The 14902-nt window shown below is 72.4% G+C and carries 17 protein-coding genes, 1 tRNA gene and 1 pseudogene; 10 read left to right on the top strand and 9 right to left on the bottom strand.

What is annotated here, in order from left to right:
* Positions 1–14: 14 nt before the first annotated feature.
* The gene (gene upp / locus LC193_RS15395) at positions 15–650 is read right to left on the bottom strand and encodes a uracil phosphoribosyltransferase (RefSeq protein WP_226074776.1); all 636 of its coding nucleotides are present in this window, start codon (positions 648–650) and stop codon (positions 15–17) included.
* A gap of 292 nt (positions 651–942) precedes the next feature.
* Here upp and LC193_RS15390 point away from each other — a divergent pair, with 292 nt between their 5' ends.
* The 3 genes from LC193_RS15390 (at position 943) to LC193_RS15380 (ending at position 2127) form a co-directional block, all read left to right on the top strand.
* Entirely contained in the window at positions 943–1464 is a 522-nt protein-coding gene (locus LC193_RS15390; protein WP_226074775.1) for a tRNA adenosine deaminase-associated protein, read from the top strand.
* Between the two features lie 27 nt (positions 1465–1491).
* A complete protein-coding gene (gene tadA, locus LC193_RS15385) occupies positions 1492–1971 on the top strand; it encodes a tRNA adenosine(34) deaminase TadA (RefSeq protein WP_226074774.1) in 480 nt (159 codons plus the stop codon).
* A gap of 69 nt (positions 1972–2040) precedes the next feature.
* Positions 2041–2127: transfer RNA gene (locus LC193_RS15380), tRNA-Ser, on the top strand.
* Between the two features lie 146 nt (positions 2128–2273).
* Here LC193_RS15380 and LC193_RS15375 read toward each other — a convergent pair.
* From LC193_RS15375 to LC193_RS15365, 3 genes and pseudogenes are all read right to left on the bottom strand, one after another.
* Positions 2274–2426 (bottom strand): annotated as a pseudogene (locus tag LC193_RS15375) (site-specific integrase); the annotation flags it as partial.
* A gap of 119 nt (positions 2427–2545) precedes the next feature.
* Positions 2546–4699, bottom strand: coding sequence for a tetratricopeptide repeat protein (locus LC193_RS15370; RefSeq protein WP_226074772.1), 2154 nt, complete (start codon positions 4697–4699; stop codon positions 2546–2548).
* A complete protein-coding gene (locus tag LC193_RS15365) occupies positions 4696–4998 on the bottom strand; it encodes a hypothetical protein (protein WP_226074770.1) in 303 nt (100 codons plus the stop codon). The genes LC193_RS15370 and LC193_RS15365 overlap by 4 nt, the downstream gene beginning before the upstream one ends.
* A gap of 330 nt (positions 4999–5328) precedes the next feature.
* On the opposite strand from LC193_RS15365, the gene LC193_RS15360 reads away from it, so the two are divergent.
* From LC193_RS15360 to LC193_RS15350, 3 genes are all read left to right on the top strand, one after another.
* On the top strand, positions 5329–5490 hold the full coding sequence (locus LC193_RS15360; RefSeq protein WP_226074768.1) for a hypothetical protein: 162 nt from the start codon (positions 5329–5331) through the stop codon (positions 5488–5490).
* A gap of 99 nt (positions 5491–5589) precedes the next feature.
* Positions 5590–6372 (top strand): RNA polymerase sigma factor SigF, encoded by a 783-nt coding sequence (locus tag LC193_RS15355; RefSeq protein ID WP_226074766.1) that lies wholly within the window; start codon positions 5590–5592, stop codon positions 6370–6372.
* Positions 6373–6585: 213 nt separating this feature from the next.
* Entirely contained in the window at positions 6586–7458 is an 873-nt protein-coding gene (locus tag LC193_RS15350) for an RNA polymerase sigma factor SigF (protein WP_086159506.1), read from the top strand.
* 72 nt (positions 7459–7530) lie between these two features.
* On the opposite strand, the gene LC193_RS15345 is transcribed toward LC193_RS15350, so the two are convergent.
* Entirely contained in the window at positions 7531–7758 is a 228-nt protein-coding gene (locus tag LC193_RS15345; RefSeq protein ID WP_226074764.1) for a hypothetical protein, read from the bottom strand.
* A 180-nt stretch (positions 7759–7938) separates the two neighbouring features.
* On the opposite strand from LC193_RS15345, the gene LC193_RS15340 reads away from it, so the two are divergent.
* From LC193_RS15340 to LC193_RS15325, 4 genes are all read left to right on the top strand, one after another.
* Positions 7939–8838 (top strand): LLM class F420-dependent oxidoreductase, encoded by a 900-nt coding sequence (locus LC193_RS15340; RefSeq protein ID WP_226074762.1) that lies wholly within the window; start codon positions 7939–7941, stop codon positions 8836–8838.
* Entirely contained in the window at positions 8839–9411 is a 573-nt protein-coding gene (locus LC193_RS15335; protein ID WP_226074760.1) for an HhH-GPD-type base excision DNA repair protein, read from the top strand.
* A gap of 22 nt (positions 9412–9433) precedes the next feature.
* On the top strand, positions 9434–10093 hold the full coding sequence (locus tag LC193_RS15330; RefSeq protein ID WP_226074758.1) for a phosphotransferase: 660 nt from the start codon (positions 9434–9436) through the stop codon (positions 10091–10093).
* Positions 10094–10175: 82 nt separating this feature from the next.
* A complete protein-coding gene (locus LC193_RS15325) occupies positions 10176–10412 on the top strand; it encodes a hypothetical protein (RefSeq protein WP_226074756.1) in 237 nt (78 codons plus the stop codon).
* A gap of 4 nt (positions 10413–10416) precedes the next feature.
* Here the strand turns inward: LC193_RS15325 and LC193_RS15320 are convergent, their stop codons facing one another.
* From LC193_RS15320 to LC193_RS15305, 4 genes are all read right to left on the bottom strand, one after another.
* Positions 10417–10860 (bottom strand): hypothetical protein, encoded by a 444-nt coding sequence (locus LC193_RS15320; protein ID WP_226074755.1) that lies wholly within the window; start codon positions 10858–10860, stop codon positions 10417–10419.
* A 134-nt stretch (positions 10861–10994) separates the two neighbouring features.
* Complete coding sequence (locus LC193_RS15315; RefSeq protein WP_226074754.1) at positions 10995–13232, bottom strand: hypothetical protein; 2238 nt, start codon at positions 13230–13232, stop codon at positions 10995–10997.
* Positions 13233–13235: 3 nt separating this feature from the next.
* Positions 13236–13721, bottom strand: coding sequence for a hypothetical protein (locus LC193_RS15310; protein ID WP_226074753.1), 486 nt, complete (start codon positions 13719–13721; stop codon positions 13236–13238).
* A 161-nt stretch (positions 13722–13882) separates the two neighbouring features.
* Positions 13883–14389 carry a hypothetical protein gene (locus LC193_RS15305; RefSeq protein ID WP_226078654.1) on the bottom strand — a complete coding sequence of 169 codons (507 nt, stop codon included), beginning with the start codon at positions 14387–14389 and terminating at the stop codon, positions 13883–13885.
* Positions 14390–14902 lie beyond the last annotated feature (513 nt).

Here is a 14902-nt window from a genome sequence, read left to right as displayed (position 1 = left end):
GCGGGCCGGCCGCGTCAGCCGACCGTTCCGTACATGCGGTCACCGGCGTCGCCGAGGCCGGGCACGATGAACCCCTGCTCGTCCAGCCCCTCGTCCAGCGCGCCCGTCACGACCGTGACCGGCGCCCCGGCCAGCTCGGCCTCAAGCCGCTCCACGCCCTCGGGCGCGGCCAGCAGGCAGATCACCGTCACGTCGTCCGCGCCGCGCCGCATCAGCTCCCCGACCGCCGCCACCAGCGTGCCGCCGGTCGCCAGCATCGGGTCGAGCACGTACACCTGACGCCCCGAGAGGTCGTCGGGCATGCGGTTGGCGTACGTCGACGCCTCAAGCGTCGCCTCGTCCCTGATCATCCCGAGGAACCCGACCTCGGCCGTCGGCAGCAGCCGCACCATGCCGTCCAGCATGCCGAGCCCCGCCCGTATGATCGGCACCACGAGCGGACGCGGATGCGAAAGGCGCACGCCCGTGGTCCGCGTCACCGGCGTGTTGATGTCCACCAGTTCGGTGCGGACGTCACGCGTCGCCTCGTACGCCAGCAGCGTGACGAGCTCGTCGGCCAGCCGCCTGAACGTCGGCGTATCGGTACGCGCATCGCGCAGCGTGGTCAGCTTGTGTGCGACCAGCGGGTGGTCGACGACATGGGTCCGCATGGCTTCGACAGTATCGAACGCCTCGGACACTCCGGGACCGACCGGCCGGTTCCCCGTGTGCGCCGCCGGTGGACAAAGGGCGGCGGCGCCGTGGAGAGTGGTGCCTGGCGGGAGGAGGGCATATGCCGCCCCGGCGCCCGAGCCCCGCCGGCCACCCCCGTATCCTCCGACCGTTCACGCCGGACGAACCGTGCGCGAACATTCCGTTGGTGAACTGCCGAGTTACCCGACAGCGCACCCCTTTTCTGCCACGATGCAGGTGGCACTGCCGAACCGAGTGGGGAGAGTCACGGTGTACTTCACCGCACTGCTCGCGCGGACCGATAATGGTTGGGAAGCGAGTGATACAGAGCTCGATGACGTGGAGAGCCTCGACGAGCTGGCCGAGCTGGCCCGCTCGGCGACCTCCGACGACGAGACGGTTCTCGTCTGCATCGAGCAGGAAGGTGCCTGGTTCGGTCTCGTCCGTGTGGACGGCGAGGACGACCCGAGGATCTTCGTCTCCGACGCCGCACGGGCGACGCGCAGCGCGTACGGCGAGATCCTGCTGACGGACGAGTTGCTGGGCCGCGAGCCCGAGGACCCCGAGGTCCTCGACCTCACCGACCTGGACGGCGCGGAGGACGGCGCGAACGACGCCGGTGACGACTCCGGTTCCCCCGACGCGGTGCCACGCGGCCCGCTGGGCGACCCTGGGCTGCTCGCCGACCTGGGCATCGACGCCGTCACCGTGCTGAAGCTCACGCCGGACGACGCGCTCGGCGAGATCGCCGACGCGCTCGGCTGCTCCGACGTCCTTGAGGCGGTCAGGTGACGGCCGGCTCATGACACGGGCGCCCGCATGACCGCGCGGGACCCGCTGCGCGACCCGTGGCGGCCGGCGATGCGCGAAGCGCTGGCGCGGGCCGCCGCCGCGACGGCCACCGGCGACGTGCCGGTGGGCGCGCTGGTGCTGGGGCCCGGCGGCCCCGACGGCGAGATCCTCGGCACCGGGCACAACGAGCGCGAGGCCACCGGCGACCCGACGGCGCACGCCGAGGTGCTCGCGCTGCGCGCCGCGGCGCGCCGGCTCGGCGCGTGGCGCCTGACCGACTGCACCCTCGTGGTCACCCTGGAACCGTGCACGATGTGCGCGGGCGCGGCCGTGCTCGCGCGCGTCGACCGGGTCGTCTACGGGGCGGTCGACGCCAAGGCGGGAGCCGCCGGCTCCCTGTGGGACGTCCTGCGCGACCGGCGCCTCAACCACCGGCCAGAGGTGATCGGTTCGGTCCTCGCGGAGGACTGCGGCCGAGCCCTCACCGACTTCTTCCGGGCCCGCTGACCGGGCCGGCACCGGCCCACCGCCCCACCGATTTTCCGAGCGGCCCGCACGTGGGATAGGCTTCCTCGCGGTAGCGTGTCCGAGCGGCCTAAGGAGCTCGCCTCGAAAGCGAGTGTGGGGGCAACTCCACCGAGGGTTCAAATCCCTCCGCTACCGCTCTGAGCAGGACAGACGAGAGGGCGGCCCCACCAGGGCCCGCCCTCTCGCCGCGTCTCCGTCTCAGTTCCCGTCTCAGTTCGGCGCTCGCCGCCCCGGTACGTGGCCCCGGCCCAGCGACAGGACACGCCGCTCTTGTGCACAATGACCTTCGCAGCGACGCTGCTCCATACCGCGTCGAGCATGTGCTGATAGCGCGCGGCCATCGCGGTGGAGGACCAGCGCATCAGGCCCGTCACGCCTCGTTCGGGGCCCCCGAGGATCAGCAGCACCGTCGCGGCCGTGTCGCGGTCAGCGTGCCGGGGGCATCGATCAGCGTGCGCTGATCGATCCGGACGTCATCGCCCGAGACCATCACGCGCACGCACAACCCGAACACGGCCACCGCCCCCTGCGGACACCACTGACCAACGCCGCTTCACCGCTCCTCGTCCGACGCGTGGCGGGCCTGGTGCGTCCGCAGCCAGCGGCGCACGTTCCGGGTGCGGGGGTGGTCGGGGCCAAGGGCCGACTCGGAGATGGACAGGGCGCGTTCCGCCAGTCGCGTCGCCTCTTCCGGGCGGCCGAGCGCCGCGCAGGTGACCGCGAGGTTCCCCAGTCGCAGCGCGACGTCCCCGTGGCCGGGGCCGGACGCCGCCTCCGTGACGGCGAGCGCGCGTTCCTCAAGCGGCAACGCTTCCTTCGGTCGGCCCAGCCGGGTCAACGCGACCGCGAGGTCGCCGAGATGGGTCGCGACGGGCGGGTGGTCGGGGCCGAGGGCCGCCTCGGTGACGGCCAGCGCGCGCCTGGCCACCGGCAACGCGTCCCCGGGCCGTTCCAGTTCCAACAGGACGCGGGCGAGGCTCCCCAGCCGGCGGCCCGTGTCGGGGTGGTCGGAGCCGAGGGCCGCCTCGGTGACCGCCAGCGCACGCCTGGCCACCGGCAACGCGTCCCCGGGCCGTTCCAACTCGCACAACGTGGCCGCGAGGTTCCCCAGTCTGAGGCCCGTGTCGGGGTGGTCGGGGCCGAGCGCCGCCTCGGTGACCGCCAGCGCGCGTTCCTCCAGTGGCAACGCCTCCCCCGGCCGACCCAGGGACGAGAGGATGGCCGCGAGGTTGCCCAGCCGTATCGCGGTCACCGGGTGCTCGGGGCCCACCGTCCGTTCCGCGATGGCCAGCGACCGTTCCGTCAGCGGCAACGCCTCGGAGAACTGCCCGCGGGCCCACGCGTGGACGCCGGCCCGGCCGAGCAGACCGGCCAGCGTCCGGATCCTCGCGGGGGCGGGGTGGGCCGCGACGGCCTTGATGTGGGGCAGCAGCATCCGCCAGTGGGGCCAGGCCCGCACGTCCTCGGGGTCGTGCGCGGACGCCGCGCGCCACAGGAGTTCGATGGCCAGGTCGCCGGGGCCGAGGGGGTCGGGCGCGCGGCGGCGCGGGAAGCGCGCGCGCCGCCCGGCGGGCGCGGCGGGCGGTGGGGTCGTGGCGCGCACGACGGTCTGGAGGAGGCGGTGGACCGTGATGGTGGTGTCGGTCAGGGTGATGAGGCTGTACGCGTGCAGGTGCCCGAGCGCGCGGTCCACGTCGTCGCGCGCGCGGGGGGCGGTGTCGAGCACCTCGCGCGGCAACGGGGTCGGGGCGCAGTGCGCCAGAATTCGCAGCAGGTTGACGGCGTCGGGGTCGACGGTGCCGAGGGCCAGCGACCACAGGCGGGCGATGGTGCGCTGATGCGCTCCGCCCGGGGCCGGGGTGGCCAGCACGTCGGCAGGATCGGCGCGCAGCCGTGCCAGGTAACGGGCGGGTGCCGACCGGGTCTGCGCGAGGTAGGCGCCGGCCTGCTGCAACGCCAGCGGAAGATGACCGAGTTCGTCGGCAACGGCGCGCCACGTTCCGTCGTCCGCCGTGACGTGCGGCCCGACCAGGTCGCGCAGCACCCGCAGGGAGGCGCCCGGACGCAGTGTGTCCAGCCGCAGCACCGTGCTCGTGCCCGGCCAGGCCACGTCCCTGCGGGTGGTCACGAGCACCTGCCCGGTGTCGAGGCGCCCGAGCCAGGGCGCGATGTGCGCGGGGTCCTCGACGTTGTCCAGCACCACGAGCCAGCCGGTTCTGCCCTGCAACCAGGTCACCGCCCAGTCGGCCGCGTCCCGGAGCGGCAGCGACGCGTGCACGGGACTGACCACGGCGGCCAGCCGCGCCAGCCCGGCCACCACCTCGTGGGCGCTCTCCGCCGTGACCCACCAGACCGGTCCGCCGCCGCCCGCGAGATGGGCCCGCGCGTGCCGCAGGACCAGCGTCGACTTGCCGATGCCGCCCATGCCGCGCACGGCCTGTGCCACTACCCCCGTGCCCCGCGCGGGCAGCGCGGCGAGCGCCGCCAGTTCCTCGGCCCGGCCCTCGAACACCTCGCTGTCCACGGGCGGCAGGTTGTGCAGCCGGGCCAGTGCGCCCGCGTGCATGGCGGGGGCCGGCGCGCCGGCGTTCACGACGAGCGTGCGCTGTTCGATCCGCGCGCCGTCGCCCGTCGCGATGACGCCCGCGTTGCTGCCCGCCGCGATCGAACGCTCCCCGCCCGCGGCCACGCCGTCGGCCGCCGTCATCGCCCGACCGTGCCCCCGTCGCCCGTCACGATCACGCCCGAGTTCTCCCCGACGGCGACCGAACGTTCGCCCGACGCCACCGGCCCGGCTCCCGGTCCCGGCGGCGGGGGAGGAGAGGGGCGCGTGGCCGATCCGGCCCACGCCCCCAGCAGGCCCGCGATCACCGCTCCGGCGCCGGCTCCCACGGCGATCCGCTCGGCGCGGTCCCAGGGCAGCACCGCGTCGCCCGCCCACACGCACAGCGCGAACACGACCACCGCACCGGCGAACACCAGTGACCAGCGCACCGTCGACGACATCGCGATCCCTTCCGCAGCGGCAGCGTCCCGCCATCGTCCACCACGCCGCGGCGCCTCGGGAAGGGATGTCGGGCGTTCACGCGCGGCCGGACCGTTCACGCGCGTCCGGTCCGTTCACCCGCGGGTGGACCGTTCGGACCGTTCGCGGCCGAACCGATCACGTCAGAACGGAATCGTGCGGAACGGCGGCGCGCCGGGCGGGGCCCGGGCCGCCGGGGCGGGAGCCGTGTCCGCCGGTGCCTTCTGGTCGCGCCGCGCGCGGTGTTTCAATGGCCGCCGACGCGGTCCAGGACCGGCCGGGACCGCAGCGCGCCGCGGGAGGCACCCACGATGACGGTCCACGTTCGCCGGCTCGCCGCTTGGGCCGTCGCAGCCGCCGCGCTCTACGCGGTGATGGCCGCGCCGGGCCGGTCGGCCGAGTTCGCCCACCTGCTCTTCGCCTCCGTCTCCGGCGCGGCGGACGCGGTCGCGGAGCTGCTGACCGGCCGCTGATCAACACGTCTGGACCGGGTGCTTGCGCACGAGCAACAGGTCTTGTGATGCTATGAATGCTTTTGCCCGGTTGTGACGGCCTGAAGGGGTGGTCGGGAGGTGGCGGCGACGCAGAGCAGGGGTGCGGCAGCGCGGGCGCTCACGCAGGCCCTGTTCGAGCGACTGGCGGACTGCTCCGCCGGCAGCGCCGAGCACGCCCGGGTGCGCGCCGCCCTGATCGAGGCGAACCTGCCGCTGGTCCGCTACGTCGCGCTGCGCTTCCGCGGCCGGAACGAGCCGATGGAGGACATCGTCCAGGTCGGCACGATCGGCCTCATCCACGCGATCGACCGGTTCGACAGCGCGCGGGGCGTGCAGTTCCCGACGTTCGCCATGCCGACGATCGTCGGCGAGATCCGCCGCTACTTCCGGGACAGCGTTCGCGGTGTGCACGTGCCGCGCCGCCTGCACGAACTGTGGGCGCAGGTGCGCGGCGCGGCCGAGGAGCTGACGGTGGCGCTCGGCCGCACCCCGACGCCGGGCGAGATCGCCGAACGGCTGAGCATCCCGGAGGAGGACGTGCTGGCGAGCTTCGACGCGGGCCGCGCGTACCGGGTGACCTCGCTCGAATCCGCGGGCGAACGCGAGGACGGCGGCCCCGGGCTGATCGACCGGCTCGGCTACGAGGATCCGGAGCTGGCGGGGGTCGAACACCGCGCGCTCGTCCGGCATCTGCTCGTGCAACTGCCAGAACGCGAACGCCGCATCCTGCTGATGCGGTATTACCGCAACCTGACGCAGTCGCAGATCAGCGCCGAACTCGGCGTTTCGCAGATGCACATCTCCCGGTTGCTCTCGCGGAGCTTCACCCGGCTACGCGCCGCAAATCCGATCGACGCCTAAGTCCAACGAGGTACCCGCCTCCGGGAACTCCGGCCCCAGCTCTGCCGTTTTATCGACATGAAGCTACGTCGCGTTGATGACTTGTGACAGACTGTCTCAGACCGTGTTTGCCGTCACGGCAGACCCGGTATCCACGAGAGGGCGCCTTCTTTCGTGGGATGTCACATCCGGAAGCGCGCCGCCGCGACCCGTCCACGACCTCAAGGGGGTGGCATGTCCGTAGAACTGGGCAGCTCCAAGGTGCTCACCACGACCGGCACGCCGCACGTACCCGCGCCGCACACTCCCGCGCTGCCGCAGGAAGCTCCCACGGAGACCGTCAACCTCGACACCCGCACCCTCTCGCGCTCCCTGTTCCAGCGGCTGTCCGCGCTGGACGCCGACAGCCCCGAACGGGGCTACGTGCGGGACACCTTGATCGAGCTGAACCTTCCGCTCGTGCGCTACGCGGCGGCCCGGTTCCGCAGCCGGAACGAGCCGATGGAGGACATCGTCCAGGTCGGCACGATCGGCTTGATCAAGGCCATCGACCGGTTCGACTGTGAACGGGGCGTGGAGTTCCCGACGTTCGCGATGCCGACGGTGGTCGGCGAGATCAAGCGGTTCTTCCGCGACACCTCGTGGTCGGTGCGCGTCCCGCGCCGCCTCCAGGAGCTGCGGCTCGCCCTCACCAAGGCGAGCGACGAGCTGTCCCAGCGGCTCGACCGCTCCCCCACCGTCGCCGAACTCGCCGTGTGCCTCGGCGTTTCCGAGGACGAGGTCGTCGACGGCCTGGCCGTGGGCAACGCCTACACGGCGAGTTCCCTCGACTCCCCCTCGCCCGAGGAGGACGGCGGCGAGGGCTCGCTCGCCGACCGGCTCGGCTACGAGGACACCGCCCTCGAAGGCGTCGAGTACCGCGAGTCGTTGAAGCCGCTGCTCGCCCGGCTGCCCGCCCGCGAGCGGCGCATCATCATGCTGCGCTTCTTCGGCAACATGACGCAGTCCCAGATCGGCGAGGAGGTCGGCATCTCGCAGATGCACGTGTCCCGCCTGCTCACGCGCACACTCGCCCAGCTGCGCGAGGGCCTGACCGCGGAGGAGTGAGAAGGCCCGGGCCGGCGCCGACCGCCGGTCCCGGGAGAACACGCGGCGCTCCCAACGGGCCCGCCGCGCACGTCAGCCGAGGGCCAGCCAGGCCACGACGGCGATCACGACGACCGCGACGACGACACCGATGATCACACCGGAACGCGGACCGCTCGACGGAGGCGGCGCCGCCGGGGTGGCCTGTCGCGGCGCGGTGCCGCTGTCGTTGACAAACGCCTGGAACATCTGCGTGCTGCCGGCCGGATCGGGTTCCTGGGGACCCTGCGGCGGCTGAGGGGCGTGCGGATTGTGGGCCATGCCTGCCGACCTTAGCGAACGCGCCACGCGCGCCCGCAACCGGTCCTGCGCCCCGCGCGAAGAGGCGAAGGGAACCGGCCACGCGCGCCGACGTACGCCGTCCGGGTGGCATGCCCGCCAAAGGAAAACGTGACGCCGTGTCACCGGAATAAGCGCCGGCTGCCGACCCGTTTCGCCCGCATGGACACCACACGTTCCGCGCTCGCCCACGACCTCGGCCGCATCGGCATCTGGAGCGGCGCGCTCAACTCGACGGATCCCGCCCGCCGCGGCGTCATCGCCGACGCCGCCGCCGAACTGGAGAGCCTCGGCTACGACGCCGTCTGGCTCGGCGGCAGCCCCGGCGTCGCCCAGGCCATCCCGCTGCTCGAAGCCACCTCGCGGCTGACGGTCGTCACCGGCATCCTCAGCATCTGGGACCACGCGCCCGAGACCGTCGCGGCCGAGTTCGCGCAGATCAACGAGGCGCACGGCAATCGTTTCGTCCTCGGCCTCGGCGTCAGCCACAGCGCGGCGACCCCGCGCTACCAGCGGCCGTTCACGGCGATGACCGACTACCTGGCGGCGCTCGACGCCGCCGGCACGCCCGTCCCCGCCGACCGGCGCGTGCTCGCCGCGCTCGGCCCGCGCATGCTCCGGCTCTCGGCCGACCGCGCCGCCGGCGCACACCCCTACCTCGTCACGGCGGAGCACACGGCGCAGGCCCGCGCCACGCTCGGCGCCGAGGCGCTGCTCGCCCCCGAGCTGAAGGTCGTGCTCGACGACGACCCGGCGCGGGCCCGCGCCACCGCACGCGAGTACCTGGCGTTCTACCTGCGGCTCCCCAATTACACCAACAACCTCAGCCGCCTCGGCTTCGACGACGCGGACTACCGCGACGGCGGCAGCGACCGGTTGCTCGACGCGGTGTTCGCGCTCGGGAGCGTGGACACCGTGCGCGCCCGCGCGCACGAGTACCTGGACGCCGGCGCGGACCACCTCTGCCTCCAGGTCGTGACGGCCGACCCCATGCACGACATCCCGCTCGGCGCGTTCCGCGACCTCGCCGACGGCTTCGGGCTCAGCGGTCATGATGGGTGAATGAACCGCACCCTCCGGCTCGCCCAGCAAGAGGACGCCGACGAGCTGCTCGGCCGCAGCCCGCTCGCCGCGCTCGTCGGCATGCTCCTCGACCAGCAGATTCCGATGGAACGGGCGTTCGCCGGGCCCCGCACCATCGCCGACCGCCTCGGCCGCGACGACCTCGACGCCCGCGAGATCGCGGCCTGCCCGCCCGAGGAGTTCGAGGCCGTGCTCGCCGCGAAACCCGCCGTGCACCGCTTCCCCGCCGCCATGGCCAAGCGCGTCCAGCAGCTGTGCCAGTACCTCGTCGAGCACTACGACGGGGACGCGGAGGCGCTGTGGCGCGACGCGGACACCGGAGCTGACCTGCTGAAACGGGTCAACGCGCTGCCCGGCTTCGGCAAGCAGAAGGCGCAGATCCTCGTCGCGCTGCTCGGCAAGCGGCTCGGCGTCACGCCGCAGGGCTGGCGCGAGGCCGCGGGGGCGTACGGCGAGGAGGGGTCCTACCGTTCCGTCGCCGACATCACAGGGCCGGAATCGCTCGCCCGGGTGCGCGCGACCAAGCAGGAAGCCAAACGCGGCCGGAGCTGAACCGCCGCCGTACAGTGGGCGGATGAGAACGGGCGAGCTGATCGGCACCGGGCGCAGTGCGGACGTGTACGCGGTCGAGGGCGCACCGGGACTCGTTCTGCGCCGCTACCGCGACGGCACGGACGCCACCGGCGAGGCCGCCCTCATGGCGCGCCTCGTTGCGCACGGCTACCCCGTCCCCGCCGTTCACCCGGAGGCCGCGCCCCGGCCCTGCGACCTCGTGATGGAACGACTCGAAGGGCCCACCCTGCTGCACGCCCTGCTGACCGGCGGCGAACCCGCGCCGCGCGTGGGCGCCACCCTGGCCGGCCTGCTGCACCGGCTGCACGCGCCGCCGGGCCGCACCGTGCACCTGGACCTGCACCCGGACAACGTCGTGCTCACCCCGCGCGGGCCGGTCGTCATCGACTGGTGCAACGCGGAGACCGGCCCACCCGGCCTCGACCGCGCCATGTCGGCCCTCATCCTCGCCCAAGCGGCGGTGGGCAGCCTTCCGCGAGTGGAACCCGTGCTGGTGGCCCTGCTCCACGCGTTCGACGGCCCGGTGACGGAGCACCTGCCCGCAGCCGCGGAACGCCGTGCCGCCGACCCGGCCATGAGCTCCGAGGAGACCGCCGCGCTCGACGCGGCCGTCGGCCTGATCCACCGGCTGGCCCGGACGCAACCTCAAATTTCGCTCTGAGTATCGCTCCGGACATTTCCCCCCGCCGCAGGCGGGGCAAGGGCAACAGCGTAGGGACTCCTCCGCAGCCCGGAGACAGGCCATGACAGTGAACCCGCACTCCCCCGCCACCCCGGACGTCGGCACGATGGCCCACGACGCGGCGCGCGACCGCATCGGACGCGTGGTGGCCCACTTCCACGGCGCCGTGTGGCTGCGCCCCCCGGGCGGCGGCACGGAATGGGCGGCGCGCCCGGAAGACCTCACCCCGCTGCCCGTCTCCGCCTCCCTGCGCGCCCGCGTCGCCGAACTGAACCGCCGCGCACGCCACGGCCGTTGACCACTCAGCGCGAGGCGTTCTCCTCGCACGGCGTCATCTCAAGCACGCCCGCGAACAGCGGCTGGATCACCCGCGACAACACCTCCCGCGACTCGTCGTCGTCCCCGGGGTGCTCGGCCTCGACAACGAGGGTGAGGGTGTCGATGACATTGTCGTCCAAGGTGCCGGGCACGGCGCACGGCGCGGTCGCCATGGCCACCTGGGGCCACGCCACGGCTTCGAACTCACCCGCAACTGATTGCGCGTCCACCAAGTCGACATCCAGGTCGTGTGCTGTGACGGCCGCCTCGAAATCATCGCGCCCCGTGGCCTGGGCGTACAGGATCAGTTCGCCATCCACGGACAACCGGCAGGCCCGCGTGGCACCCCCTTCGGCATCCGAGAAGGATTGCAGTACGTTGAGCTCAGTACCAGGAGGAAACAGGGGACGGTACAAGTCTTCGGACATGGCCACATCACACAGGTCGGCTGGGAGCGCGTACTCTCGCTCAGAGGGGCCGCTGCTGCACCCCACGATCAGCCACAACGACACCATCGAAGTCACCGCAGCTGCCTTGGGGCGTGCGCTTCGCCGCGCGGAAATCATTCCCCCGCCCTTTCCACGTTGGACGCATCCCATTCCGGCGTGGGCCTGAAATGGTTCCGCACTGCGTCGTCTGCGTCGTTACGCAAATCCCTGGCCAAACTTTCGTCGCCTCCCGCCGCAATGGTCACCGCATTATTCGCCGCCTCTCTGGCGGAGAGATAGTCCTGATAATAACCATCTGCCGCTTCCTCGGCCGCTTCGTCACTGTTGTCGCGTTCGAAGGTGGAGAAGATGCTGCCGGACAGCTCACCGACTCCCCATTCGATTACCGGGCCGGCGACAGGGAATCGCTCAGCGATACGCCCGACACCCTCCTCGAGGATGACCTCGGTCCACGACTCAATCATGTCGACTCGCTCATTGTGCTCCTGGTCGCCCGCTACACCGAGGTCATAGACGGCGTCCGCTCTCCCTGCGCTGAGCACGCCCGCCACCTGCGCCCCTGGCGCGAGGGCATTTTGCACAGCATTGTTCAGACTGGCCCTCGGCGACCGTTCGTCGTCGAGCAGCACGTCCTGTACGGCGAGGGCAGAGTACGCCTGTTGTGCCCCGGTGACGATGCCATATGCTTCCGGATCCCGTGCCAACTGCATCAAAAAACTGGTCACTTCCGGGGCTTCCAAACCATTTAGCCCTCGCGGCGCCGGATGAATTTCCATGTCGCTGAGCGCGAATTGGACATCCGCCATGTAGGCGCCGGTCATGCGGGCCAGTTCGGGGCGCAGGGAGGCGAAGGCTCCGCCGTCCGCGATCAGCGCGGCGTCGTTCTCCGAGAACTTCCCGTACGCCAGCTCCATGATCCGGTCGCCCCGCTCCGTCAGGTGCAGTTGGCGGGGTAGTTCGCCGGCCGGGACGCCCGTCGTCGCGGCCTGGAGGGCCGCGCCGAAGCCGTCCTGCCCGGTCGGCACGTCGACGTCCCGCGTCGGCGCGACGTACAAGGACATGTGCGACCACTCGCGGTCGTCGATCAGGTACTCCAGCCGCCCGTTGTCGCCCGCGGGGTCGAGGTAGGACGCGGCCGTTCCCGGCTCCTGCGCCATGATGCCGAGCATCGTGTCCATGGGGTCGACGGCGAACCAGGCCAGATCCGCGTCGTCCAGTCCGTCGAGCCCTGCCGCGTCCCAGCCCTGCGACCAGATACCCGGGTCGCCCCCCATGGCGGGGTCCTCGGCGGCGCGGACGCCGTCGGCGAGGTCGTGCAGGACGCGTGACGAGAAGTCCGCCTCCCCGGAGTTCATGATGCTGGCGATGAGCTGGTAGCCGCGCACGTCCGTGTCCGTCAGCCCGGTCACCTCGTACTCGGCCCGTCCGGCCTCGTTCAGCTCGTTCATGAACTGCTCGTAGAAACGGCCCTGTTCGGTGCGCCCCCACTGGCCGTGCTCGAACCCCTGGAGGTTCGGGACGTCGGTGCCCGTCGCGAGCAGCGTCCGCAGGTGGTCTCCGAGCACGACGAAGTCGCGCGCGTCGTCGCCCTCGCCGCCGACGCCCTGCCCGGCGACCTGGGCCGCCAGGGCAACGAATCCCTCGCCGCCGATGCCGTCCAGCAGTTCGCGAGCGAACTCCGGATCGTGCGCCTCAAGTTCCAGCAGGCGGAGCAGCTCGGCCCGTTCCTCCGCGGACAGTTCCTCGCCCGCCGCGAGCTTGCCGCTCAGCTCCTGGGCGCGAGCCGCGAGGACTTCGTCGGCGGTGTCGTCTGCCGCGCCGTTGAAGATGCCCGCACGCCTGCCGTCGTTCTCTGCCGTGAAACGGGCCAGGGCCAGGTGCAGGCTCTCGTCCGCCTGGCCCACGGCCTCCACGGCGCGGTCGAGTTGCGCCTGCCACTCGGCCCGCACCTGGTTGAGCCGTTCCAGCTCCGTATCGTTCGGCCAGTCGGGATTCATCAGGACGCGGCCCTCGCCCGTGACCTCGTACCCCGCCGCCCTGGCATCCTCGACGACCGCCTTCAGCTGGTCGCGCATGCGCGTCAGCTCGCCCTTGCCGTCCCTGAGCAGCCCCGCGAGCGCGCGGGCCTCGGCTTGGGCCGCGTCGAGCTCCTGTTCCGTCACGGAGAACTGGAAGGACGCCGCCTGCGCGCTCTGCCCGGTCCACAGCTCCTCATGGCCAGGAACGGAGGCCACGTCGCGCCGGTAGTCGGTCGCGACGTTCTCGAACCCGTCAGCCGCGGCGTCCAGTTCGACCGCCGCCGCCTCCAGCGCGGCGAACTCCTGCTCCATGATCTCGGCGTAGGTCGGCACGGCTCACTCGATCCCGTCGAGTCCCGAACCCGGCATACCGCCGGCGTACGGACCGATCTGGCCGTAGGGGCTGTAGTACCCGAGCTGCCCGAACTGGTGCATGGTCTCCAGCTCGCCGCCGACGAACCCCGTCGCCACGTCGCGCAACGCGTCCGCCTCGGCCCTGAGCTGGTTCGTCAGCCGCTCGACCTTGCCTGCCCAGACCTCGGACGCCGTTCTGAGTCCCGCCGCGCAGGCCCAGCCGCTCATCCGGCCGGCCGCCTGGTCGAGATCGTCGACCGGCCGGTCGCCCTCCCGGCGCGCGTCGGGCAGGATCTCCGTCTCCAAAAGGTCAGCCGCCCGGCGTTGCGCCTCGGTGCGGGCCGTGAGCCCGTCGGACGGTCCCACGCCGCCGGCCCCGCCGCCCTCGGACGTGTTGAGCCGGGTGGCCAGCTGCTCCTCGCGGGCGGCGGCCTGCAACTGCGCCCATTCCTCGTCGAACGACCCCACGAAGCGCCTCCCCCATGTCGCGAACCGCACAGATCGTTCCGTCGATAGTACGCGGCGAGGTGAGGGTGCGAACATCCACGAACTTCGCGCAACGGCCCGCTCCTGCGCGTGCGATCAGGCGCGCGGACGCCCTCAGGGGCGCCTCGCCGGCCACGGAGCGCTCAGGGCATGTCCCGCGGGCCGGCCCACGTGCGCAGGAGCGCCTCGCGTTCCCCGCGCGGCGGGGAGTCGCCCGTCGGCCGGTCGAGGCGCCACGCGACGAGGTCGCCGACGGTCGTGCCCCCGCCGGCGAGCCGGCCGAGGACCGTGCGGGAAAGCTCGTACTCGTCGGGCGTGTACCTTCCGCCGGTGACAGCCGCGTGCACCTCAACCTCGGCGGCGCCGTCCGCCGTCTCCACGCGCACGGTCCAGGCCGGCGGATGCTCGCCGTCGCCCGTCACCGCCGCGTACAGCGTTTCGAAGGCCATGGACACCAGGCGCCGGGGGGCGGACCGCACGGGCACGTCGCGGACGTCGATGCGCCGCACCTCGGGCCAGCTCCAGAACGCCTCACGGCCGGCCCCCAGCCTCTCGACGCCCTCTTCCGTCAGCCGCACCCCGGACGCCGTGCCCGCGGGCTCGGCCCCCAGGTACACGGAGTCCTCGGTGATCCAGAACAGGCCGACCATGGCCACGGGGCCTCCAGGGATGTGGCTGGGAGGGCGAACAGCAGCCCGTTCGCCCGGGTGACGACAGGAGAGACGGCGCGGGCGGCCACGCGGTTTCCACCGCGCCGGGCGGACGCCGGAAACGCCACCGCGGCCGCCGTTGCACTACTTCGCTGCCGCACTCGCGAGGAAAGCCCCGCTCCGCTTTTCCCCGGTTCCGACGGTCGCCGCAGCAGCCCAGCTCACGGGACGCGTCGGGTGTCGGGGGCCGCGAAAACAGACCTGGAAAGGAGGGGTTGCCGCCACGGGGCCTTCACTCTCGCTCATCGGGGAAATCCGCCCGGAGGCGACAGGCGCAGGGGCAGTCGGCGGTGGCGTGCCGATGGGCATCCGGCAGGCCGAGCGCGGTCACCCCACTCGGTTTCGCCCCCCACTTCCGCAAAGCGCCCGTTCCGTTGCCGCACGTCAGGTAGCGTTCCTCGTTCGAAGTGATCCCCGACTGCACAGAAAGCATTGACACCCGTGCACACGCCA

It is taken from the genome of Streptomyces marincola, assembly GCF_020410765.1.
GTDB classification, from domain to species: Bacteria; Actinomycetota; Actinomycetes; order Streptomycetales; family Streptomycetaceae; genus Streptomyces; species Streptomyces marincola.
The sequence above is the reverse complement of the archived record's forward strand: the minus strand, read 5'-3'. Positions and strand labels throughout refer to the sequence as shown.

What these genes read in the sequence shown, in the direction of transcription:
- tadA (WP_226074774.1), top strand. Translation starts at nt 1,492, where the DNA reads ATGACCGCGCGGGACCCGCTGCGCGACCCGTGGCGGCCGGCGATGCGC.
- LC193_RS15370 (WP_226074772.1), bottom strand. Translation starts at nt 4,699, where the DNA reads ATGACGGCGGCCGACGGCGTGGCCGCGGGCGGGGAGCGTTCGATCGCG.
- LC193_RS15350 (WP_086159506.1), top strand. Translation starts at nt 6,586, where the DNA reads ATGTCCGTAGAACTGGGCAGCTCCAAGGTGCTCACCACGACCGGCACG.
- LC193_RS15345 (WP_226074764.1), bottom strand. Translation starts at nt 7,758, where the DNA reads ATGGCCCACAATCCGCACGCCCCTCAGCCGCCGCAGGGTCCCCAGGAA.
- LC193_RS15360 (WP_226074768.1), top strand. Translation starts at nt 5,329, where the DNA reads ATGACGGTCCACGTTCGCCGGCTCGCCGCTTGGGCCGTCGCAGCCGCC.
- LC193_RS15365 (WP_226074770.1), bottom strand. Translation starts at nt 4,998, where the DNA reads ATGTCGTCGACGGTGCGCTGGTCACTGGTGTTCGCCGGTGCGGTGGTC.
- LC193_RS15320 (WP_226074755.1), bottom strand. Translation starts at nt 10,860, where the DNA reads ATGTCCGAAGACTTGTACCGTCCCCTGTTTCCTCCTGGTACTGAGCTC.
- LC193_RS15335 (WP_226074760.1), top strand. Translation starts at nt 8,839, where the DNA reads ATGAACCGCACCCTCCGGCTCGCCCAGCAAGAGGACGCCGACGAGCTG.
- LC193_RS15340 (WP_226074762.1), top strand. Translation starts at nt 7,939, where the DNA reads ATGGACACCACACGTTCCGCGCTCGCCCACGACCTCGGCCGCATCGGC.
- LC193_RS15305 (WP_226078654.1), bottom strand. Translation starts at nt 14,389, where the DNA reads ATGGTCGGCCTGTTCTGGATCACCGAGGACTCCGTGTACCTGGGGGCC.
- LC193_RS15330 (WP_226074758.1), top strand. Translation starts at nt 9,434, where the DNA reads ATGAGAACGGGCGAGCTGATCGGCACCGGGCGCAGTGCGGACGTGTAC.
- upp (WP_226074776.1), bottom strand. Translation starts at nt 650, where the DNA reads ATGCGGACCCATGTCGTCGACCACCCGCTGGTCGCACACAAGCTGACC.
- LC193_RS15325 (WP_226074756.1), top strand. Translation starts at nt 10,176, where the DNA reads ATGACAGTGAACCCGCACTCCCCCGCCACCCCGGACGTCGGCACGATG.